Annotated in this window: 20 protein-coding genes and 1 tRNA gene; 12 read left to right on the top strand and 9 right to left on the bottom strand. The window is 69.4% G+C overall.

Annotated elements, in window-relative coordinates; genetic code table 11:
• The first annotated feature begins 2 nt into the window (after positions 1–2).
• Together trxB and trxA are read left to right on the top strand one after the other, a co-directional pair.
• Positions 3–977, top strand: a complete 975-nt coding sequence (trxB, locus tag BM237_RS19830) for a thioredoxin-disulfide reductase (RefSeq protein ID WP_245793788.1) — start codon at positions 3–5, stop codon at positions 975–977.
• Between the two features lie 55 nt (positions 978–1032).
• Entirely contained in the window at positions 1033–1356 is a 324-nt protein-coding gene (trxA, locus tag BM237_RS19825) for a thioredoxin (protein WP_093851040.1), read from the top strand.
• Between the two features lie 66 nt (positions 1357–1422).
• Here trxA and BM237_RS19820 read toward each other — a convergent pair whose 3' ends face one another.
• The 9 genes from BM237_RS19820 to rpmH all read right to left on the bottom strand — a co-directional run bounded on the left by BM237_RS19820 (position 1423) and on the right by rpmH (position 7744).
• Positions 1423–2040, bottom strand: coding sequence for a GNAT family N-acetyltransferase (locus BM237_RS19820; RefSeq protein ID WP_093851039.1), 618 nt, complete (start codon positions 2038–2040; stop codon positions 1423–1425).
• A gap of 65 nt (positions 2041–2105) precedes the next feature.
• Positions 2106–3221, bottom strand: a complete 1116-nt coding sequence (locus BM237_RS19815; protein ID WP_093851038.1) for a ParB/RepB/Spo0J family partition protein — start codon at positions 3219–3221, stop codon at positions 2106–2108.
• Positions 3218–4291: a ParA family protein gene (locus BM237_RS19810; RefSeq protein ID WP_093851037.1), complete on the bottom strand. Its 1074-nt coding sequence runs from the start codon at positions 4289–4291 to the stop codon at positions 3218–3220. Before BM237_RS19810 ends, BM237_RS19815 begins: the two co-directional genes overlap by 4 nt.
• 252 nt (positions 4292–4543) lie before the next feature.
• On the bottom strand, positions 4544–5275 hold the full coding sequence (gene rsmG / locus BM237_RS19805) for a 16S rRNA (guanine(527)-N(7))-methyltransferase RsmG (protein ID WP_093851036.1): 732 nt from the start codon (positions 5273–5275) through the stop codon (positions 4544–4546).
• Positions 5272–5769: a Jag family protein gene (locus BM237_RS19800; RefSeq protein WP_093851035.1), complete on the bottom strand. Its 498-nt coding sequence runs from the start codon at positions 5767–5769 to the stop codon at positions 5272–5274. The genes rsmG and BM237_RS19800 overlap by 4 nt, the downstream gene beginning before the upstream one ends.
• A 14-nt stretch (positions 5770–5783) precedes the next feature.
• Entirely contained in the window at positions 5784–6884 is a 1101-nt protein-coding gene (gene yidC / locus BM237_RS19795) for a membrane protein insertase YidC (RefSeq protein ID WP_093851059.1), read from the bottom strand.
• Positions 6885–6896: 12 nt separating this feature from the next.
• On the bottom strand, positions 6897–7184 hold the full coding sequence (gene yidD / locus BM237_RS19790) for a membrane protein insertion efficiency factor YidD (RefSeq protein ID WP_093657129.1): 288 nt from the start codon (positions 7182–7184) through the stop codon (positions 6897–6899).
• On the bottom strand, positions 7181–7573 hold the full coding sequence (gene rnpA, locus BM237_RS19785; protein ID WP_093851034.1) for a ribonuclease P protein component: 393 nt from the start codon (positions 7571–7573) through the stop codon (positions 7181–7183). Before rnpA ends, yidD begins: the two co-directional genes overlap by 4 nt.
• A 33-nt stretch (positions 7574–7606) precedes the next feature.
• Complete coding sequence (gene rpmH, locus BM237_RS19780) at positions 7607–7744, bottom strand: 50S ribosomal protein L34 (protein WP_003949374.1); 138 nt, start codon at positions 7742–7744, stop codon at positions 7607–7609.
• A gap of 378 nt (positions 7745–8122) precedes the next feature.
• Here rpmH and dnaA point away from each other — a divergent pair, with 378 nt between their 5' ends.
• The 10 genes from dnaA (at position 8123) to BM237_RS29600 (ending at position 21232) form a co-directional block, all read left to right on the top strand.
• Entirely contained in the window at positions 8123–9952 is a 1830-nt protein-coding gene (dnaA, locus tag BM237_RS19775; RefSeq protein ID WP_093851033.1) for a chromosomal replication initiator protein DnaA, read from the top strand.
• 858 nt (positions 9953–10810) lie between these two features.
• The gene (gene dnaN / locus BM237_RS19770) at positions 10811–11941 is read left to right on the top strand and encodes a DNA polymerase III subunit beta (protein WP_093851032.1); all 1131 of its coding nucleotides are present in this window, start codon (positions 10811–10813) and stop codon (positions 11939–11941) included.
• A 186-nt stretch (positions 11942–12127) separates the two neighbouring features.
• Positions 12128–13063, top strand: a complete 936-nt coding sequence (gnd, locus tag BM237_RS19765; RefSeq protein WP_093851031.1) for a phosphogluconate dehydrogenase (NAD(+)-dependent, decarboxylating) — start codon at positions 12128–12130, stop codon at positions 13061–13063.
• 20 nt (positions 13064–13083) lie between these two features.
• On the top strand, positions 13084–14205 hold the full coding sequence (gene recF / locus BM237_RS19760; protein WP_093851030.1) for a DNA replication/repair protein RecF: 1122 nt from the start codon (positions 13084–13086) through the stop codon (positions 14203–14205).
• Between the two features lie 92 nt (positions 14206–14297).
• The gene (locus tag BM237_RS19755; protein WP_093851058.1) at positions 14298–14816 is read left to right on the top strand and encodes a DciA family protein; all 519 of its coding nucleotides are present in this window, start codon (positions 14298–14300) and stop codon (positions 14814–14816) included.
• Between the two features lie 463 nt (positions 14817–15279).
• Positions 15280–17376, top strand: a complete 2097-nt coding sequence (gyrB, locus tag BM237_RS19750; RefSeq protein WP_093851029.1) for a DNA topoisomerase (ATP-hydrolyzing) subunit B — start codon at positions 15280–15282, stop codon at positions 17374–17376.
• Between the two features lie 38 nt (positions 17377–17414).
• Positions 17415–20069, top strand: a complete 2655-nt coding sequence (gyrA, locus tag BM237_RS19745) for a DNA gyrase subunit A (RefSeq protein WP_281253942.1) — start codon at positions 17415–17417, stop codon at positions 20067–20069.
• A gap of 7 nt (positions 20070–20076) precedes the next feature.
• Positions 20077–20751: a DUF3566 domain-containing protein gene (locus BM237_RS19740; protein ID WP_093851028.1), complete on the top strand. Its 675-nt coding sequence runs from the start codon at positions 20077–20079 to the stop codon at positions 20749–20751.
• A gap of 93 nt (positions 20752–20844) precedes the next feature.
• Positions 20845–20918: transfer RNA gene (locus BM237_RS19735), tRNA-Ile, on the top strand.
• A gap of 179 nt (positions 20919–21097) precedes the next feature.
• The gene (locus BM237_RS29600; RefSeq protein WP_217655894.1) at positions 21098–21232 is read left to right on the top strand and encodes a DLW-39 family protein; all 135 of its coding nucleotides are present in this window, start codon (positions 21098–21100) and stop codon (positions 21230–21232) included.
• The last annotated feature ends 134 nt before the right edge of the window (positions 21233–21366 follow it).

Below are 21366 nucleotides of genomic sequence, written 5' to 3'. Positions count from 1 at the left end.
TCATCGGCTCCGGGCCGGCGGGATACACCGCAGCGCTCTACACCGCCCGCGCCGCCCTGAAGCCGCTGGTCTTCGAAGGCTCGGTGACCGCCGGCGGCGCGCTGATGAACACCACCGAGGTGGAGAACTTCCCCGGCTTCCGCGACGGCGTCATGGGCCCGGACCTGATGGACGACATGCGCGCCCAGGCCGAGCGGTTCGGCGCCGAACTGATCGCCGACGACATCACCGCCGTCGACCTCGAGGGCGAGATCAAGACCGTGACCGACTCGGCCGGCACCACCCACCGGGCGCGGACGGTCATCGTCGCCACCGGCTCGGCCTACCGCAAGCTCGGCCTGCCCCGGGAGGAGGAGCTGTCCGGCCGCGGAGTGTCCTGGTGCGCCACCTGCGACGGGTTCTTCTTCCGGGGTCAGCACATCGCGGTGGTCGGCGGTGGTGACACCGCCATGGAGGAGGCCACCTTCCTGTCCCGCTTCGCCGAGAAGGTCACCATCGTCCACCGCCGCGACACCCTGCGGGCGTCCAAGGCCATGCAGGAGCGGGCCTTCGCCGACGACAAGATCGAGTTCGTCTGGAACAGCGAGGTCGCCGAGCTGCACGCCGACGGCGGCAAGCTGTCCGGGCTGACCCTGCGCGACACCGCCACCGGCGCCACCTCCCAGCTGCCGGTGACCGGGCTGTTCATCGCCATCGGCCACGATCCGCGCACCGAGCTGTTCCACGGCCAGCTCACCCTGGACGGCGAGGGCTATCTGACCGTGGACGCGCCTTCCACCCGCACCAACATTCCCGGGGTCTTCGCCGCCGGCGACGTGGTCGACCACACCTACCGCCAGGCCATCACCGCCGCCGGCACCGGCTGCTCGGCCGCCCTGGACGCGGAGCGCTATCTGGCCGCCCTGGTCGACGCCCCCGAGAAGCACCACGCCGAGCCGGAGAAGACCGACCGGGCCGCGGCCGCCGCCGCCCTCTGAGACCCCACCCCCACCCCCACCCCCACCCCTACACCGAGGTACAAGGAGATTCACCATGGCCACCGTGACCGCCACCGACGCCACCTTCGAGGAAGTCGTCCTCAAGAGCGACAAGCCGGTCCTGGTCGACTTCTGGGCAGCCTGGTGCGGTCCGTGCCGTCAGATCGCCCCGTCGCTGGAGGCGATCTCGGAGGAGCAGGCCGACAAGCTCACCATCGTCAAGCTCAACATCGACGAGAACCCGGCCACGGCCGCCAAGTACGGGATCATGTCCATCCCGACGATGAACGTCTACCAGGGCGGCGAGGTCGTGAAGACCATCGTCGGCGCCAAGCCCAAGGCCGCCATCGAGCGCGACCTGGCCGACTTCATCGGCTGACGTTTCACGTGGAACAGGCCCGCCCCGTCTCGGGGCGGGCCTGTCGCCTTTCCGCCACCACAGAAATCACAGGGGCCTGAGAGCAGGCTCCTTCTGCACCGCTCCCAGCAGTCGGTCGATCGCCAGCTCCACATCCTGTTTCCAGGAGAGAGTGGTACGCAGCTCCAACCTCAGCCTGGGGTAGGCATAGTGCGGCCGGACCGTCTTGAAGCCCACCGAGAGAAGATGATCGGCAGGGAGCAGACAGGCGGGCTCCTTCCACCGAGCGTCCCCGAACGCCTCGATCGCCTTGAAGCCCCGCCTCAGCACATCCTTGGCCACGGTCTGCACCATCACCCGGCCCAGCCCCTGCCCCTGATACCCGGGCATCAGCCAGGCTGTGATCAGTTGCACCGCATCCGGAGAGACAGGACTGGTGGGGAAAGCCGTCGAGCGCGGCACATACGCGGGCGGCGCGTACAGCACGAAGCCCACCGGTACGTCATCGACATAGACGAGCCGTCCACAGGAGCCCCACTCCAGCAGCACCGCCGATATCCAGGCTTCTTTCTCCAGATCGGGCCGACCCGCCTTCACCGCGGCATCGCCGCTGACAGGGTCTAGCTCCCAGAAGACGCACCTGCGGCAGCGCTTCGGGAGATCCGGCAGGTTGTCCAGGGTGAGCGGAACGAGTTGACGCCCCATGGAGACATCGTATCCATGGGGCGTCGTAAGGCGGTGTTCTTGGCTGTGTCCTCGGCGACTCGGATTCACTCGTCGCTGTCGTCGTCTCCTTGAGCGAGCTGGCGCTCCAGAAGCTGGTTCTCTCCGGGTGCGAACTGGCTCAGAATCCTCTCCAGATCCTCCATCGAGGCGAACTCGACGACGATCTTGCCCTTCCTCTGCCCGAGGTCCACCTTGACCCGGGTATCGAAGCGGTCCGAGAGGCGGTTCGCCAGATGATCCAGCGCGGGGGAGACCCGCTTACCGGCCCGCGGCCCCCGAGCCTTGCTCTTCCCCTTCGGCTTGGGGTCCATCACGGTCACGATCTCCTCGACCGCCCGCACCGACAGTCCTTCGGCCACGATGCGGTGGGCGAGACGGTCCTGCTCCTCGGAGTCATCCACCGACAGCAGCGCACGCGCATGCCCTGCCGACAGCACCCCGGCCGCCACACGACGCTGAACCGACGGCGAGAGACGCAGCAACCGGAGCGTGTTGGAGACCTGAGGACGCGAGCGGCCGATACGGTCCGCCAACTGGTCATGGGTGCAGTTGAAGTCCTTCAGCAACTGATCGTAGGCCGCCGCTTCCTCCAGGGGGTTCAGCTGTGCCCGGTGCAGGTTCTCCAGCAGGGCATCCAGAAGGAGCTTCTCGTCCTCTGTGGCCCGGATGATCGCAGGAATCCGCTCCAGACCCGCCTCCCGGCAGGCCCGCCAGCGACGCTCCCCCATGATGAGCTCATACTGCTCCGGGCCCGTCTGCCGAACGACCACCGGCTGCAGGAGACCCACCTCCTGGATGGAGGTCACCAGCTCCGCCAGGGCATCTTCATCGAACACCTCACGCGGCTGCCGAGGGTTCGGGGTGATCGCTTCGACAGGCACCTCGGCGAAGTGAGCCCCTGTCGCCTCACTGCCCACATCACCGTCCATGGCTTCGGTTTCACGTGAAACACCGCTGCCATGCTGCTGCCCAGCACCACTGGACAGACCGGCCACCTTGGCCGCCGCCACACCACGCCCCGGGGTGAGCACCGGAACAGCGGTCGGAGAGGTCGCTCCATTCTCTCCCACCACAGGGGTGACACTGTCATCCGGTCCCGCCGGCGCCGCGGGAATCAGCGCGCCGAGCCCTCGACCCAGCCCTCTACGTCGTTCCGTCACTGAGTCCCCTCCACCATGTGCTGCTCCTGCTGCTTACCGGCGCCTCGCAGCGCGATCTCCCGGGCCGCCTCCAGATAGGAGAGCGAACCACTGGAACTCGGATCGTAAGTGAGAACCGTCTGCCCGTAGCTGGGCGCCTCCGAGATGCGCACCGACCGCGGGATGTTGGTCCGCAGGACCTCGTTACCGAAGTGTCCTCGTACCTCCTCCGCCACCTGGGAGGCCAGCCGTGTACGGCCGTCGTACATCGTCAGCAGAATCGTCGAGACATGGAGCTTGGGGTTGAGGTGCCCCTTCACCAGCTCGACGTTCCGCAGAAGCTGCCCCAGTCCTTCGAGCGCGTAGTACTCGCACTGGATCGGGATGACCACTTCCGCGCCGGCGACCAGCGCATTGACGGTCAGCAGGCCGAGCGAGGGCGGACAGTCGATGAAGATGTAGTCCAGCGGCTGCTCATAAGCGGAGATCGCCTTGTGCAGACGGCTTTCCCTCGCCACCAGCGACACCAGCTCGATCTCCGCACCGGCGAGATCGATCGTGGCCGGAGCACAGAAGAGACCCTCCACATCCCGCACCGGCTGGACGACGTCGGAGAGCGGCTTGCTGTCCACCAGAACGTCGTAGATCGACGGCACCTCGGCGTGGTGGTCTATCCCCAGGGCGGTGGATGCGTTGCCCTGGGGGTCCAGGTCGATCACCAGGACCCGGGCACCGTGCAAGGCCAGGGAGGCAGCGAGATTGACCGTGGTCGTGGTCTTACCCACTCCGCCCTTCTGGTTGGCGACCACCATCACCCGGGTCTCCTCGGGCCTGGGAAGACCCTCGCCGGCACGATTCATCGCCTCGACCGCCTGCTGAGCGGCACGGCCGACGGGGGCGGAGACATCCCCTTCGTACCGGGGGGAGGCGTCCATCGGAGGCGGTGTCTCACTCATCGTTTCACGTGAAACATCCGCCGTTTCGGAACGGGGACCCGGGACCGGATCGGTCATCGGTCCCGCGATATGGCCGTCGGACCGCAACGGTTCACTCTCCTCGACGTCAGGCTCGCAATGAGAAGAGCCTGCCATGCCCTCCGGGTCGGGAACCAGCGAGCCCCGCTCACCTGTGGATGAATCCACCTCTGAGCGGGGCTCGGATGGGTCTGACGCGTCAGCCGCGCGCCCTCGACGGATGAATCCATGCAGAAAGCGACGTTTCACGGGAAGCACGATGCATCCACGCTCGCCCGCGGGCGCGACGACACTCCGCATGGCTCGTCTTTGGCGACTCTACGGAGTAACGGAAGCCCTTCCAGGAGGGCGCCGTGGACCTTCCGGGAATCAGCGTCGGCGGCGTGCACTCCGCGAGCGGCCCGTCCTGGCTGCCTTCGCTTTCTTGGCCGCGAAGCGCACCCCGCCCGGGCTCTCACCGACCTCGACGCGGACCACGGTGGCCGCCGGCTCCACCAGGCCCTCACCGATACGGAGTACCGAGGAGTCCACCGCGCCGAGCTTCTGAAGTGCGGACCGTGCCGCCTTCAGCTCCTCCTCCGCCGTGTCTCCCTTGAGGGCCAGCATCTCGCCGTACGGCCGCAGCAGCGGTACACCCCAGCCGGCGAGCCGGTCCAGCGGAGCCACGGCCCGGGCCGTCACCACATGCACCGGAGACAGCGACCCCAGAACCTCCTCGGCCCGGCCTCGCACCACCGACACATGGTCCAGCCCCAGCAGCTCGACGACCTCCTGGAGGAAGGTCGTACGCCGCAGCAGCGGCTCCAGCAGCGTGATCTTCAGATCCTGCCGCACCAGAGCGAGCGGAATACCCGGCAGGCCGGCACCGGAGCCGACATCGCAGACCGTCACACCATCGGGCACGACCTCGGAGAGCACCGCACAGTTCAGCAGATGGCGCTCCCACAGCCGGGGCACCTCGCGCGGCCCGATCAGCCCGCGCTTGACCCCGACCTCCGCCAGCAGTTCCGCGTAGCGGACGGCATCGTCGAAGCGGTCACCGAAAACCTCCCGCGCCACCTCGGGCGCGGGAGGAAGGGGCGACGACACGGCGTCGGTCACGGCAGCACGACCACGCAGCGCTGCGGTTCCTCGCCCTCGGACTCGCTGCGCAGCCCCGCCTCGGCCACCGCGTCGTGCACCACCTTGCGCTCGAAGGGCGTCATCGGCTTCAGCTTCACCGGCTCACCGGTGCGCTGCGCCTCCTTGGCCGCCTTGGTGCCCAGCGCCGACAGCTCCTCGCGCTTACGGGCCCGGTAGCCGGCGATGTCCAGCATCAGCCGACTGCGGTCACCGGTCTCGCGGTGCACCGCGAGCCGCGTCAGCTCCTGCAGTGCCTCCAGCACCTCACCGTCCCGGCCGACGAGCTTCTGCAGGTCCCGGCTGTCACCGTCGCTGATGATCGACACGGCGGCGCGGTCGCCTTCGACGTCCATGTCGATGTCGCCGTCGAGGTCCGCGATGTCGAGGAGCCCCTCGAGATAGTCGGCCGCGATCTCACCCTCCTGCTCAAGGCGGGTCAGGGTGTCGGTGCCCTCTGCGGTCGTGTCCGTCACGAGTGGACTCCTTCTTACTTCTTGGACGGGTGCTTGGAACGCTGCGAGCCCTTGCGCTGTCCGGGCTTCTTCTTGGACTGCTGCCCGGGCCGCGTCGACGGGGAGTCCTCGGAGGCCCCCTTGCTCAGCGAGGTCTTCTGCCCGGCCTCCTTCTTCGCCTTGGCGTCCGCCTCCGCCTGGGCCGCGGCGGCCTGGCGCTGCGCCTTGGTCATGCGCTTGGGCTGCTGGCGGTTGGCACGGGCGGCCTCGACGGCCTTCCTGGTCTCGACCTCCGCCGGGTCCTCCTTGAGCTTGCCCTTGGCCCGCAGCTTCTCCTGACGCTGCTTGTAGGCCAGCGATCCCGGCGTCGGGTTGCGCTTGATGATGTACATCTGCTGCCCGAGGGTCCACACGTTGGTGGTCAGCCAGTAGACGAGGACACCGACGGGGAAGTTGATGCCGAAGACGGCGAAGATGATCGGGAAGACGTACATCAGCATCTTCTGCTGCTGCATGAACGGCGTCTTCGCCGTCAGGTCGACGTTCTTGGTCATCAGCTGGCGCTGCGTGTAGAACTGCGACGCCGACATCATCAGGATCATGATGACCGTGACCACGCGCACGTCGGTCAGTTCGGCGCCCAGCGCCTCGACCTTCTCGGCGCTGTCCATGAACCGGGTCGCGATCGGGGCCCCGAAGATGCTCGCGTTCCGGGCGCTCTCCACCAGGCCGGCGCCCATGACGCCGACCTCCTGGTTGTTCGCGATCTTGTTCAGCACCTGGTAGAGCGCCAGGAAGAACGGTGACTGCGCGAGGATCGGAAGGCAGCTGGAGAGCGGGTTGGTACCCGTCTCCTTGTACAGCTTCATCATCTCTTCCGACTGGCGCTGCCGGTCGTTCTTGTAGCGCTCCTGGATCGCCTTCATCTTCGGCTGGATCGCCTGCATGTTCCGCGTCGCCTTGATCTGCTTCACGAAGAGCGGGATCAGGGCGATGCGGATCACGATCACCAGCGAGACGATGGACAGACCCCAGGCCCAACCGCTGTCCTCGTCGAACACGAGGCTGTACAGCTTGTGGAACTGGACGATGATCCAGGAAACAGCGGTATAGAGAGGACCGAGGATCGTGTCGATCGTGTCCACGAGTCAGGCTCCTTGGGCGTTGGACTGGGACCGGTGCTGCCAGCGGTCACGCATTCGCTGGTGCCAGACCGGATGCTTCCGGGCGGGAACGTGGTCGACCCCACCGGGCGACCATGGATTGCAGCGCAGAATGCGCCAGGCGGTCAGCGCCGTCCCCTTCACCGCGCCGTGCCGTCGGATGGCTTCGTAGCCGTAGTGCGAACACGACGGGTAGTACCGGCACACCGGGCCGAGCAGCGGGCTGATGGTCCACTGGTACAACTTGATCAACCACAGCAGCGGGTATTTCACGACGGGCCTCCAAGCAGCCGCTGCAGCGCGGTGTCCAGATCGCGGGCCAGCCTGTCGTGGTCCGCCTCCCCCGCACCGGGCAGCGCCCGTATGACCATCAGGCTACCGGGCGGCAGAACGTCAAGCCTCTCCCGGACCAGATGACGCAGCCGCCGCTTCACAAGGTTGCGAACCACCGCGTTGCCCACTGCCTTGCTCACGACGAAACCCGCACGCGCCGGGGGAGTGTCTCCCCCGGCGGCGTGCGGGTCCGTGCGTTCCCCGGAATCGCTCCGGGGCGACGCCCTGCGCAGATGGACGACGAGGAGCGGGCGCCCGGCCCGGCGTCCTCGACGTACCGCGGCCGCGAAATCCTCGCGCCGCCTCAGCCGGTTCTCGGTGGGCAGCACGTCACGGATCCGCGGTCAGACTTGCCGGGTCGGTCAGGCCGACAGACGGGCGCGGCCCTTGCCGCGGCGGGACGCGAGGATCGCGCGGCCGGCGCGGGTCCGCATGCGCAGCCGGAAACCGTGGGTCTTCGCGCGACGGCGGTTGTTCGGCTGGAAGGTGCGCTTGCTCACTCGGGGCTCCAGGAATGCTTGTGTCTCGTACGAGACGTGTGGGGCGCCGACTGGCTGTCACCGTGCGCCCACGAGTAGCTCGCAACGCCCGAGTGCACCGCTTCTATGATCACCAGGATCTGCCCATCGGAGGCAGGCGGCAGCAGCCATCGACAACTCGACCTGGTTACGGTACGCGCGGCCGCACCATCAGGTCAAACCAGGGCCGGGCGGGGGGTTCTGTACACAGCCTGTGGACAACGACTTGAACCACGCATGCCGCGCTGACTACCGTGGCCGAACTTCCGTTTCCTCCCGACCGTCCCAAGCACCACACATGGGTGGGACTGTCGAAGCCCGAACAACCCCACCCAGCGAGTGAGTGAGAGAGCGTGCCCTGTGGCTGACCTACCTGCCGATCTTGCCGCAGTGTGGCCACGCGTGCTGGAACAGCTCCTCGCCGACGGCCAGGGAGTCGAGGCCAAGGACCAGCGGTGGCTCAAAGACTGCCAGCCCCTGGTGCTGGTCTCCGGCACCGCGCTGCTCGGCGTGCCCAACGAGTACGCGAAGGGCGTACTGGAAGGACGGCTCTCCCCGCTGATCACCGACGCGCTCAGCCGCGAGTGCCAGCAGCCGATCCGCCTGGCGATCACCGTCACCGGGCCGGTTCCCGAGCCCCAGGCCCCGGCGCCTCCCGCCCCGCCGGCCTCCCCGGAACCGCCCCAGCACCACCGGCCAGCGCCGCACCAGCAGCCGCTGCACTTCGACGAACCGCGCTACGACGCCCCCCGGCACGGCGGCCGCCACGCCCGGCCGCACAGCCCGCAGCAAGGTCCGCAGCACGGCGGCCCCCAGCACGAGGACCGTCAGCAGGAACTCGAACTGCCCAGCGCACGGCCCGCGTACCCGGACTATCCGCACGCCCCCCAGCAGCACCGGCCCGGTGCCTGGCCCCGGCCCCAGGATCCCGACGCCTGGCAGCCGCCGCACGACCCGTACCAGTCGCAGAGCCCGTCGTACGAGCCGCCCCCCTACGACGGCCGGCACCACGCTTCCCCCTACGACCAGCCGCCGGTGCCGCGCTACGACGGCTCCCGGGGCACCGGCCGCCCCGATCCCCAGCAGCTCCCCGCGCCCAGCGGCGCCCCCGGCCCGCTCGCCGCGCAGCCGGCGCCCGCGACCGGTCCCGGTGAGCCGACGGCCCGGCTGAACCCGAAGTACCTCTTCGACACCTTCGTCATCGGCGCCTCCAACCGCTTCGCGCACGCCGCCGCGGTGGCCGTGGCCGAGGCGCCGGCCAAGGCGTACAACCCGCTGTTCATCTACGGCGAGTCCGGGCTGGGCAAGACCCACCTCCTGCACGCCATCGGGCACTACGCCCGCAGCCTCTACCCGGGCACCCGGGTGCGGTACGTGAGCTCGGAGGAGTTCACCAACGAGTTCATCAACTCCATCCGCGACGGCAAGGCGGACGCGTTCCGCAAGCGCTACCGCGACATGGACATCCTGCTGGTCGACGACATCCAGTTCCTGGCGAGCAAGGAGTCGACCCAGGAGGAGTTCTTCCACACCTTCAACACCCTCCACAACGCCAACAAGCAGATCGTGCTCTCCTCCGATCGGCCGCCCAAGCAGCTGGTCACCTTGGAGGACCGGCTGCGCAACCGCTTCGAGTGGGGACTGATCACCGACGTCCAGCCGCCGGAGCTGGAGACGCGCATCGCGATCCTGCGCAAGAAGGCCGTCCAGGAGCAGCTGAACGCGCCGCCCGAGGTGCTGGAGTTCATCGCCTCCCGGATCTCGCGCAACATCCGCGAGCTGGAGGGCGCGCTGATCCGGGTCACGGCCTTCGCCAGCCTCAACCGGCAGCCGGTCGACCTGGGCCTGACCGAGATCGTGCTGAAGGACCTCATCCCCGGCGGCGAGGACGCCGCCCCGGAGATCACCGCGGCCAACATCATGGCGTCGACGGCCGACTACTTCGGGCTGACGGTGGACGACCTGTGCGGCTCCTCGCGCAGCCGCGTCCTGGTCACCGCCCGGCAGATCGCCATGTACCTGTGCCGCGAGCTGACCGATCTGTCGCTGCCGAAGATCGGCGCCCAGTTCGGCGGCCGGGACCACACCACCGTCATGCACGCCGACCGCAAGATCCGCGCGCTGATGGCCGAACGGCGGTCCATCTACAACCAGGTCACCGAGCTGACCAACCGCATCAAGAACGCCTGACGCCGCCGCGCCCGCCGCCGCGCCCGCCGCCGTGTGCGGCCGCGCGGATCACGTCGGCCGCCCTGCCCGCCGAAGCCCCCGAGGAGACCTCTCCCGGGGGCTTCTCGCTGTTCGAATCCACAGGCGGGAAGAAGAGTGATCCACAGATTCACCGACTTTCTTCCGTCCACACTCTGGGGACCATCGGGTTGTCCAGATAGCGTCCACAGGCACACCGCTCGATGATCGAATGGGCCTGGTCAGGTGCCTGGGGATCTGTGGTCAGAAGTTTTCCACAGGCTGTGGATCCCGATTGCGCCCACAAGCGGCAGATCGGATTGTCCACCGCCCGCCCACAGCCCCGGCCGTGTTGTGCACAGCTTTCACCAGCTTCTCCACAGGGCTGTCCACTGTTCGACAACACGGCGCGCGATGTCACCCCTCCGTGTGAAAGGCGTCACACCGAGGGGCTGGGTTGGGCTGTTGAGAAGGTGGGTAAAACTGTGGGCGGCCCTGGGGAGAAGTCCCGGATCGCTGTGCACGGGATGTGCAGAACTTTCCGGCGTCCACAGGAACCCCCTGTTCGTCCACCTCCCCACCCACAGGGCCGGTGGACAAAACTTCCGGCCTGACCTGCGCGGATCGAGTTATCCCCGGTTTCCACAGGCCCTACTACTACGACCACGGAGATAAAGGGCGGACTTCGATCGGAAACGGGCCCTGTGCACAACTCGGCCCGACCGCGCTCCGGGCCCCTCCCCTCGACTTGACCCCGACCCGCCCCGACTGTCGGCCGGGTGCGTCAGACTGGTCCCCGGCGACAAGCCGACGACGAAGACCAGCAAGGCGAGCAGCCAGCAACAGCGGGAGGCGGCTTAAGTGAAGATCCGGGTGGAGCGCGACGTCCTCGCGGAGGCGGTGGCCTGGGCGGCCCGCAGCCTGCCGGCCCGGCCCCCGGTGCCGGTCCTCGCGGGGCTGCTGCTGAAGGCCGAGGAGGGCTCGCTGAGCCTGTCCGGTTTCGACTACGAGGTCTCCGCGCGGGTCTCGGTGGAGGCCGATGTGGAGGAGGACGGGACCGTCCTCGTCTCCGGCCGCCTGCTGGCCGACATCTCGCGAGCCCTCCCCAACCGCCCGGTGGAGATTTCCACAGACGGTGTACGGGTGAGCGTCGTCTGCGGATCCTCCCGGTTCACACTCCACACACTGCCTGTGGAGGAGTACCCGGCGCTTCCCCAGATGCCGAGCGCGACCGGCACGGTCCCCGGCGAGGTCTTCGCCGCCGCCGCGGCCCAGGTCGCCATCGCGGCCGGACGCGACGACACCCTGCCGGTGCTCACCGGCGTGCGGATCGAGATCGAGGGCGACACGGTCACCCTGGCGTCCACCGACCGCTACCGCTTCGCGGTCCGCGAGTTCCTGTGGAAGCCGGAGACGCCGGACGCCTCCGCGGTGGCCCTGGTTCCGGCCAAGACCCTGCTGGACACGGCGAAGTCCCTCAGCGGCGGCGACAACGTGACGCTGGCGCTGTCGGGCTCCGGCGCGGGCGAGGGCCTGATCGGTTTCGAGGGCAACGGGCGGCGGACCACGACGCGGCTGCTCGAGGGCGACCTGCCGAAGTACCGCACGCTCTTCCCGACGGAGTTCAACTCGGTCGCGGTGATCGAGACGGCCCCCTTCGTGGAGGCGGTCAAGCGTGTGTCCCTGGTCGCCGAGCGGAACACCCCGGTGCGGCTCACCTTCGAGCAGGGCGTCCTGATCCTGGAGGCGGGATCCAGCGACGACGCACAGGCTGTGGAGCGTGTGGACGCGCAGCTGGAGGGCGACGACATCTCGATCGCCTTCAACCCGGGCTTCCTGCTGGAGGGCCTGAGCGCCATCGACGCCCCGGTCGCGCAGCTCTCCTTCACCACCTCGACCAAGCCCGCGCTGCTGAGCGGCAGGCCGGCGGTGGACGCGGAGGCGGACGAGGCCTACAAGTACCTGATCATGCCGGTGCGGCTGTCGGGCTGAGGCCGGTGGCGGGCGGCCGGGCCGGGGCTGCCGGGCCGGGGCCCGGGGAACCGGGGCAGCCGGAGCTGTTCTCCGGCCCGGTCCGCGCCCATACGAGCGGAGTGTGCCCGCAGCTGTGCGCCGCCCTCTCCGTCGTAGGCTCGTACCCGGGTACGCAACACCAGGACACCGAAGAAAGGCCCCCTGATGGAGCTCGGTCTCGTCGGTCTCGGCAAGATGGGCGGCAACATGCGCGAGCGCATCCGCCGCGCAGGCCACACCGTCGTCGGATTCGACCGCAACCCGGACCTCGCCGACGTCCAGAGCCTCGAGGAGCTCGTGGACTCGCTGAAGGCCCCGCGGGTGGTGTGGGTCATGGTCCCGGCCGGCGGCCCGACGCAGTCGACGATCGACTCGCTGGGTGAGCTGCTCTCCCCCGGCGACGTGGTCGTGGACGGAGGGAACTCCCGCTGGACGGACGACGAGCGGCACGCCGAGGAGCTGGCGGCCAAGGGCATCGGCTTCGTGGACTGCGGCGTCTCCGGCGGCGTGTGGGGTCTGGAGAACGGCTACGCGCTGATGTACGGCGGCGACGCCGAGAACGTCGCGAAGGTGCAGCCGGTCTTCGACGCCCTCAAGCCGGAGGGCGAGTTCGGCTCCGTGCACGCCGGCAGGGTGGGCGCCGGCCACTTCGCGAAGATGGTCCACAACGGCATCGAGTACGCGATGATGCAGGCCTTCGCCGAGGGCTGGGAGCTGCTGGAGGCGGCCGAGGCCGTCACCGACGTCCGCGAGGTCTTCCGCTCCTGGCAGGAGGGCACCGTCATCCGCTCCTGGCTGCTGGACCTGGCCGTCCGCGCACTGGACGACGACGAGCACCTGGGAGCGCTGCGCGGCTACGCGGCCGACTCCGGCGAGGGCCGGTGGACGGTGGAGGCGGCGATCGACCACGCCGTGCCGCTGCCGGCGATCACCGCGTCGCTGTTCGCCCGCTTCTCCTCGCGCCAGGACGACTCCCCGCAGATGAAGATGGTCGCCGCGCTGCGCAACCAGTTCGGCGGCCACGCGGTGACCGCCGCGGCCGGCGGCGAGAAGGGCGCCGACGCGCCGGGCGCGGACGTCGACCCGCCCGTCGGCGGCTGACCGGCCCAGAAGCGGATCCGATGCACGTCACGCATCTGTCGCTGGCCGACTTCCGGTCCTACGCCCGGATCGAGGTTCCGCTCGATCCGGGCGTCACCGCTTTCGTCGGTCCGAACGGCCAGGGAAAGACCAATCTCGTCGAGGCGGTCGGCTATCTCGCGACGCTGGGCAGCCACCGGGTCTCCTCCGACGCGCCCCTGGTGAGGCAGGGCGCCGACCGCGCGGTGGTGCGGGCGGCGGTGCGGCAGGGGGAGCGGCAGCAGCTGGTGGAGCTGGAGCTGAACCCGGGGCGGGCCAACCGGGCGCGGATCAACCGCTCCTCGCAGGTCAGGCCGAGGGATGTGCTGGGCATCGTGCGCACGGTGCTGTTCGCCCCGGAGGACCTTGCGCTGGTGAAGGGCGATCCCGGGGAGCGCCGTCGTTTCCTGGACGAGCTGGTGACGGCGCGCTCGCCGCGGATGGCGGGGGTGCGGTCGGACTACGACCGGGTGCTCAGGCAGCGCAACACCCTGCTGAAGACGGCGGCGATGGCGCGCCGGCACGGTGGTGGGTCCGGCGGCGGGGCGCTGTCCACCCTGGACGTGTGGGACCAGCATCTGGCCCGTGCCGGGGCGGAGTTGCTGGCGCACCGGATGTCGCTGGTGGCGGCGCTGGGGCCGTTGGCGGACAAGGCGTACGAGCGGCTGGCCCCGGGCGGTGGCCCGGTGGTGCTGGAGTACCGCTCGCCGGTGGAGGGCGGCACGCGCGAGGAGCTGTACGAGGGGCTGCTGGCCGCGCTGTCCGGGGCGCGCCGCCAGGAGATCGAGCGCGGTGTGACGCTGGTGGGCCCGCACCGTGACGATCTCGTGCTGAGGCTGGGGGAGTTGCCGGCGAAGGGGTACGCGAGCCACGGGGAGTCGTGGTCGTACGCCCTGGCGCTGCGGCTGGCCTCGTACGACCTGCTGCGCGGCGAGGGCAACGAGCCGGTCCTCGTGCTCGACGACGTCTTCGCCGAGCTGGACGCCAGGCGGCGGGAGCGGCTGGCGGAGCTGGTGGCGCACGGTGAGCAGGTGCTGGTGACGGCGGCGGTGGAGGAGGACGTCCCCGAACTGCTGGCGGGGGCGCGGTACGCGGTCGGCGGCGGGGAGGTGACCCGGCTGTGAGGCGGGAGGATCGTCCGGAGGAGCTCTCCGGCCTGCCCGGGAGCCCTCCCGGGCCTTCCTCGGGCGGGCGGGGGGATTCTGCGGAGGGGCGGATTCCGGGACCGGCGGCCGAGCCCTCGGGAGTCGATCTGGCCAGGGTGGCGCTGCGGGCGGCCAGGGAGCAGGCGCGGGCGCGCGGCAGTGCGGCGCGGCAGAAGCGGCAGGCGCGCACCGGCGGGGGCCTGCGGTCCGGGGCGCGGCGGGACGGCCGTGATCCGCTGCCGCTGGGGGCGGCGATCGAGCGGCTGAAGACCGAGCGCGGCTGGGAGATGCCGATGGCGGTCGGCGGTGTGATGGGCCGCTGGCCGGAGTTGGTGGGCCCGGAGCTGGCGCGGCACTGCGTACCGCAGTCCTACGACGAGCGGGAACGGGTGCTGTCGGTGCGCTGCGACTCGACGGCGTGGGCGACGCAGGTGCGGCTGCTGGCTCCGCAGCTGGTGGCGCGGCTGAACGCCGATCTCGGGCAGGGGTCGGTGAAGTCGATCAGGGTGCGGGGGCCACAGGCGCCGGACACCCGGCACGGCCGGCTGCGTGCTCCGGGCAGTCGGGGGCCCGGGGACACCTACGGCTGACGGGCGGCTCGCCGGGGTGCGGCCGCGGCCCGCCGGGCCGCCCGTGCCTCCCGGAAGTCCTCCCGGAGCCCTCTCAAGGTTTTCCCGGGCCCCGCAGAGGCCGCCCCGCTGTCGCGGACGGGCCTCTGACCAGCACGGATACCCGGCGTTCGGAGGGAGTCGGAGGCCCTCGTTCCGTGAGTGCGCTCACAGTGACGGTCCATTGACATGTCGAGGCGCTGAGGGCCGTCGTGAGCGTCCTGGGGGCCCGGCCCGCATATGGGGAGTCGGCGGAGGCCGGTTCAGGGCGGCACATGCGGCCCCAGGTACCGGCAAACCCCCATCGATGTCAGTGGTACCGGTAGACTGGAGACACACCCGCCTTACTGCGGAACATGTCGAACGACGCAGCCGCTCCTGCCGTGCGGACAGGGTCTCCGGAAGGCCTTCCGGAACTCTTCCCTCCGGTCGCAGGGGAAGGCTTGTGCTGTGCCAGAAAGGGCGCTTCGTGGCCGATTCCGGCAACTCCAACGAAACCATCCCCGCTTCCGGCGAGGAGACCCCTGTCCCGTCCGCGACCCCGTCCGTCTCCGGAGCCGGTGGCGGCGAGCCGTCGTACGACGCCAGTGCGATCACGGTCCTGGAGGGCCTGGACGCGGTCCGCAAGCGACCCGGCATGTACATCGGGTCCACCGGTGAGCGCGGCCTCCACCACCTCGTGCAGGAAGTGGTGGACAACTCCGTCGACGAGGCGCTGGCCGGCCACGCGGACACCATCGACGTGACGCTGCTGGCCGACGGCGGCGTCCGGGTCGTGGACAACGGCCGCGGCATCCCGGTGGGCATCGTTCCCTCCGAGGGCAAGCCGGCCGTCGAGGTCGTGCTGACGGTGCTGCACGCGGGCGGCAAGTTCGGCGGCGGCGGCTACGCGGTCTCCGGCGGTCTGCACGGTGTGGGCGTCTCGGTGGTCAACGCGCTGTCCACCAAGGTCTCGGTCGAGGTGAAGACCGACGGCCACCGCTGGACGCAGGACTACAAGATGGGGGTGCCCACCGCTCCTCTCCAGCGGCACGAGGCCACCGACGAGACCGGCACGACGGTCGTGTTCTGGGCCGACGGCGACATCTTCGACACCACCGACTACTCCTTCGAGACGCTCTCGCGGCGTTTCCAGGAGATGGCCTTCCTCAACCGCGGTCTGACGATCACCCTGACCGACGAGCGGGCGGCGGCCAAGCAGACGGCCGGGGCCGACACCGCGGACACCTCCGAGGACGACAAGCCGCGCCACGTCCGCTACCACTACGAGGGCGGTATCTCGGACTTCGTCCGCCACCTCAACTCCCGCAAGGGCGATCCCGTTCACCCCTCGGTGATCGACATCGAGGCGGAGGACAAGGAGCGCAAGATCTCGGTGGAGATCGCGATGCAGTGGAACACCCAGTACACCGAGGGTGTCTACAGCTTCGCGAACACCATCCACACCCACGAGGGCGGTACTCACGAGGAGGGCTTCCGGGCCGCGCTGACCGGTCTGGTCAACCGCTACGCCCGTGACAAGAAGCTGCTGCGCGAGAAGGACGACAACCTCACGGGCGAGGACATCCGCGAGGGTCTGACGGCGATCATCTCGGTGAAGCTGGGCGAGCCGCAGTTCGAGGGCCAGACGAAGACGAAGCTGGGCAACACCGAGGCCAAGACCTTCGTCCAGAAGATCGTCCACGAGCACTTCGGCGACTGGCTGGACCGCAACCCCAACGAGGCCGCCGACATCATCCGCAAGGGGATCCAGGCGGCCACCGCGCGCGTGGCGGCCCGCAAGGCGAGGGACCTCACCCGCCGCAAGGGCCTGCTGGAGACGGCCTCGCTGCCGGGCAAGCTGAGCGACTGCCAGTCCAACGACCCGGCCAAGTGCGAGATCTTCATCGTCGAGGGGGACTCCGCGGGCGGCTCGGCCAAGTCCGGCCGCAATCCGCAGTACCAGGCCATCCTGCCGATCCGCGGCAAGATCCTGAACGTGGAGAAGGCGCGGATCGACAAGGTCCTGCAGAACCAGGAGGTCCAGGCGCTGATCTCGGCCTTCGGCACCGGGATCCACGAGGACTTCGACATCGCCCGGCTCCGCTACCACAAGATCATCCTGATGGCCGACGCCGACGTCGACGGCCAGCACATCAACACCCTGCTGCTGACGCTGCTGTTCCGCTTCATGCGGCCGCTGGTCGAGGCCGGTCACGTCTATCTGTCCCAGCCGCCGCTGTACAAGATCAAGTGGTCGCGCGACGAGTTCGAGTACGCCTACTCCGACCGCGAGCGCGACAGCCTGATCCGCCTGGGCCGCGAGCAGGGCAAGCGCATCAGGGACGACTCGGTCCAGCGGTTCAAGGGTCTGGGCGAGATGAACGCCGAGGAGCTGCGCATCACCACCATGGACCAGGCCCACCGGGTGCTGCGCCAGGTGACGCTGGACGACGCGGCCGCCGCCGACGACCTGTTCTCGATCCTGATGGGCGAGGACGTGGAGGCGCGGCGCTCGTTCATCCAGCGCAACGCCAAGGACGTCCGCTTCCTCGACATCTGAGTCGGCCGTACGCCGCTCAACGAAGGGATTGACCAGTAATGGCCGACGAGACCACCCCTGCCCCGATCGAGGGCGACGCCGCCCCCGGCCCCCTGGCGCCGGCTCCGGGCACCCCCGTGGTCGACGAGAGCGCCGGACTCCGGGTGGAGCCGGTCAGCCTCGAGACCGAGATGCAGCGCTCGTACCTCGACTACGCGATGAGCGTGATCGTCTCGCGTGCGCTGCCCGACGTGCGCGACGGGCTCAAGCCGGTGCACCGCCGCGTGCTGTACGCCATGTACGACGGCGGCTACCGGCCCGAGAAGGGCTTCTACAAGTGCGCCCGCGTCGTCGGCGACGTGATGGGCACCTACCACCCGCACGGCGACACCTCCATCTACGACGCCCTGGTCCGGCTGGCCCAGTCGTGGTCGATGCGGATGCCGCTGGTGGACTCCAACGGCAACTTCGGCTCGCCGGGCAACGACCCGGCCGCGGCCATGCGCTACACCGAGTGCAAGATGGCGCCGCTGGCCATGGAGATGCTCCGGGACATCGACGAGGAGACCGTCGACTTCCAGGACAACTACGACGGCCGCAACCAGGAGCCGACCGTCCTGCCGGCGCGCATCCCCAACCTGCTGGTCAACGGCTCGGCGGGCATCGCGGTCGGCATGGCCACCAACATCCCGCCGCACAACCTGCGCGAGGTGGCCGCCGGCGCCCAGTGGTACCTGGAGCACCCCGAGGCGTCCAACGAGGAGCTGCTGGACGCGCTGCTGGAGCGGATCAAGGGCCCCGACTTCCCCTCCGGCGCGCTGGTGGTGGGCCGCAAGGGCATCGAGGAGGCGTACCGCACCGGCCGCGGCTCGATCACCATGCGCGCGGTGGTGGCGGTGGAGGAGATCCAGGGCCGGCAGTGCCTGGTCGTCACCGAGCTGCCGTACCAGGTCAACCCGGACAACCTGGCACTGAAGATCGCCGAGCTGGTCAAGGACGGCCGGGTCGCCGGCATCGCGGACGTCCGCGACGAGACGTCCTCGCGCACCGGCCAGCGGCTGGTGATCGTCCTCAAGCGGGACGCGGTCGCCAAGGTCGTGCTGAACAACCTGTACAAGCACACCGATCTGCAGACCAACTTCGGCGCCAACATGCTGGCCCTGGTCGACGGGGTGCCGCGCACGCTGTCGCTGGACGCGTTCATCCGCAACTGGGTCACCCACCAGGTCGACGTCATCGTCCGCCGCACCCGCTACCGGCTGCGCAAGGCCGAGGAGCGCGCCCACATCCTGCGCGGTCTGCTCAAGGCGCTGGACGCGATCGACGAGGTCATCGCCCTGATCCGGCGCAGCAACACCGTGGAGGTGGCGCGCGGGGGCCTGATGGAGCTGCTGGCCATCGACGAGATCCAGGCGAACGCGATCCTGGAGATGCAGCTGCGCCGCCTGGCCGCCCTGGAGCGGCAGAAGATCACCGCCGAGCACGACGAGCTCCAGGCGAAGATCGACGAGTACAACGCGATCCTGGCCTCGCCCGAGCGGCAGCGGCGGATCATCGGCGAGGAGCTGGCCGCGATCGTCGACAAGTACGGCGACGACCGGCGCAGCAAGCTGGTGCCCTTCGAGGGCGACATGTCCATCGAGGACCTGATCGCCGAGGAGGACATCGTCGTCACCATCACGCGCGGCGGCTACGTCAAGCGCACGAAGACCGACGACTACCGCTCGCAGAAGCGCGGCGGCAAGGGCGTGCGCGGTACGAAGCTCAAGGAAGACGACATCGTCGACCACTTCTTCGTCACCACCACCCACAACTGGCTGCTGTTCTTCACCAACAAGGGCCGCGTCTACCGGGCGAAGGCGTACGAGCTGCCGGACGCCGGGCGGGACGCGCGCGGCCAGCACGTGGCGAACCTGCTGGCGTTCCAGCCGGACGAGACGATCGCCCGGATCCTGGCGGTCCGGGACTACGAGGCCGCGCCGTACCTGGTGCTGGCCACCAAGTCGGGCCTGGTGAAGAAGACCCCGCTGAAGGACTACGACTCCCCCCGCTCCGGCGGTGTCATCGCCATCAACCTCCGGGAGCTGGAGGGCGGCGGCGAGGACGAGCTGATCGGCGCGGAGCTGGTCTCGCCCGAGGACGACCTGCTGCTGATCAGCAGGAAGGCGCAGTCGATCCGGTTCACCGCCACCGACGACGCGCTGCGCCCGATGGGGCGTGCCACATCCGGTGTGAAGGGCATGAGTTTCCGTGAAGGGGACGAACTGCTCTCGATGAACGTGGTGCGAGCCGGTACGTTCGTTTTCACCGCCACCGATGGCGGGTACGCGAAGCGCACGGCCGTGGACGAGTACCGCGTGCAGGGCCGTGGCGGTCTGGGCATCAAGGCGGCCAAGATCGTGGAGGACCGCGGTTCGCTGGTGGGGGCCCTGGTGGTCGAGGAGACGGACGAGATCCTCGCCATCACCCTCGGCGGCGGCGTGATCCGTACGCGGGTCGCCGAGGTCAGGGAAACCGGACGTGACACGATGGGCGTCCAGTTGATCAACCTCGGCAAGCGCGATGCCGTGGTCGGTATCGCACGCAATGCCGAGGCCGGCCGCGAGGCCGAGGAGGTCGACGCGGAAACCGGTGCCGGGGACGGCACCGAGGAGCCCGCGCAGGCGTCTTCCCCGGAGACGGCCGCCGAGGCGGCTCCGGACAACGAGGAGTAGACAGAACGTGAGTGGAACCGCGGGCGCCGCCAGGGGCGGCGACGATGACGGCGGCGCCCGTGGACCGGCCGCTGACGACGCTCGACGACAGGGCGAATCCCACCGTGGGGGAACAACCGTGACCAGTGCCCACCCGCAACCGCAGCCGCATGCCCAGCAGCACGCGGGCGCGCCGCAGCCGCACCAGCCGCCGCAGGCCTATCCGCCTCCGCCCGGCACCACCCCGCCGCCGCGGGCCGCCCAGGGCGAACGGGGCGACCTCCGGCAGGACGTCATGCGCCGCTCGCGCACCGGCGCCCGTACGGTCCCCAGGACGCGCAAGGCGCGGCTGCGGGTGGCCAAGGTCGACCCGTGGTCGGTGATGAAGGTCGGCTTCCTGCTGTCGATAGCCCTGGGCATCTGCACCGTCATCGCGGTGGCCGTGCTGTGGATGGTGATGGACGCCATGGGGGTGTTCGCCGCGGTCGGCGGGACCGTCAGCGAGGCGACCTCCTCGGACAGCGGCGGGGGCTTCGACCTCCAGGGCTTCCTCTCCCTGCCCCGGGTGCTGACCTTCACCTCGGTGGTGGCGGTGATCGACGTGGTGCTGATGACGGCCCTGGCCACGCTGGGGGCGTTCATCTACAACATGTCGGCCGGCCTCGTCGGCGGCATCGAGGTGACCCTCGCGGAGGACGAGTGACCCCGGGAGCCTCCCGGGTGCCGCACCGGAGCGGCCGCGGACCGACGCGATTTTGGCACGCGGCTGAAGTGCGCTAATCTTTCGGTGCAGCGCGGGGCTATAGCTCAGACGGTTAGAGCGCTTCCCTGATAAGGAAGAGGCCACAGGTTCAAGTCCTGTTAGCCCCACACGGCGGACCGAACGCCCGGACCCTCTCCGGAGGGGCCGGGCGTTCGGCGTTGAAGGCCCTTCGACGCACGGACGGGCGGGTGCCGCCCGCCCGGGTCGGTCACTCTGCCGGGATGCCCGCTTGGGTATCATCGGGCGCCAGTAGGTCCCAACGTCTAGAAGAGGACGAGGTAGCGCGGTGAAGAAGCTTCTCCTGATCGCACTGGCCGCCGTCGGCGGGCTCCTCGTGTACCGCCAGATCCAGGCGGACCGCGCCGAGCAGGATCTGTGGACGGAGGCGACCGACTCCGTGCCCGCAGGTTCGGGCGTCTGAGAGCAACCAGTACTTCGCGCGAAGCCCCGGCCGGTCTCCGGCCGGGGCTTCGTCGTCTTCGCGCATCCGGGCCGGGCCGGTACGGGCGCGCCTGTTGCGGGACCGTGACGCGACCGCCTTGATATACGCGTTAG

The organism is Streptomyces mangrovi (genome assembly GCF_900114215.1).
GTDB lineage: Bacteria > Actinomycetota > Actinomycetes > Streptomycetales > Streptomycetaceae > Streptomyces > Streptomyces barkulensis.
This window is presented reverse-complemented; position numbering and strand designations above follow the sequence as displayed.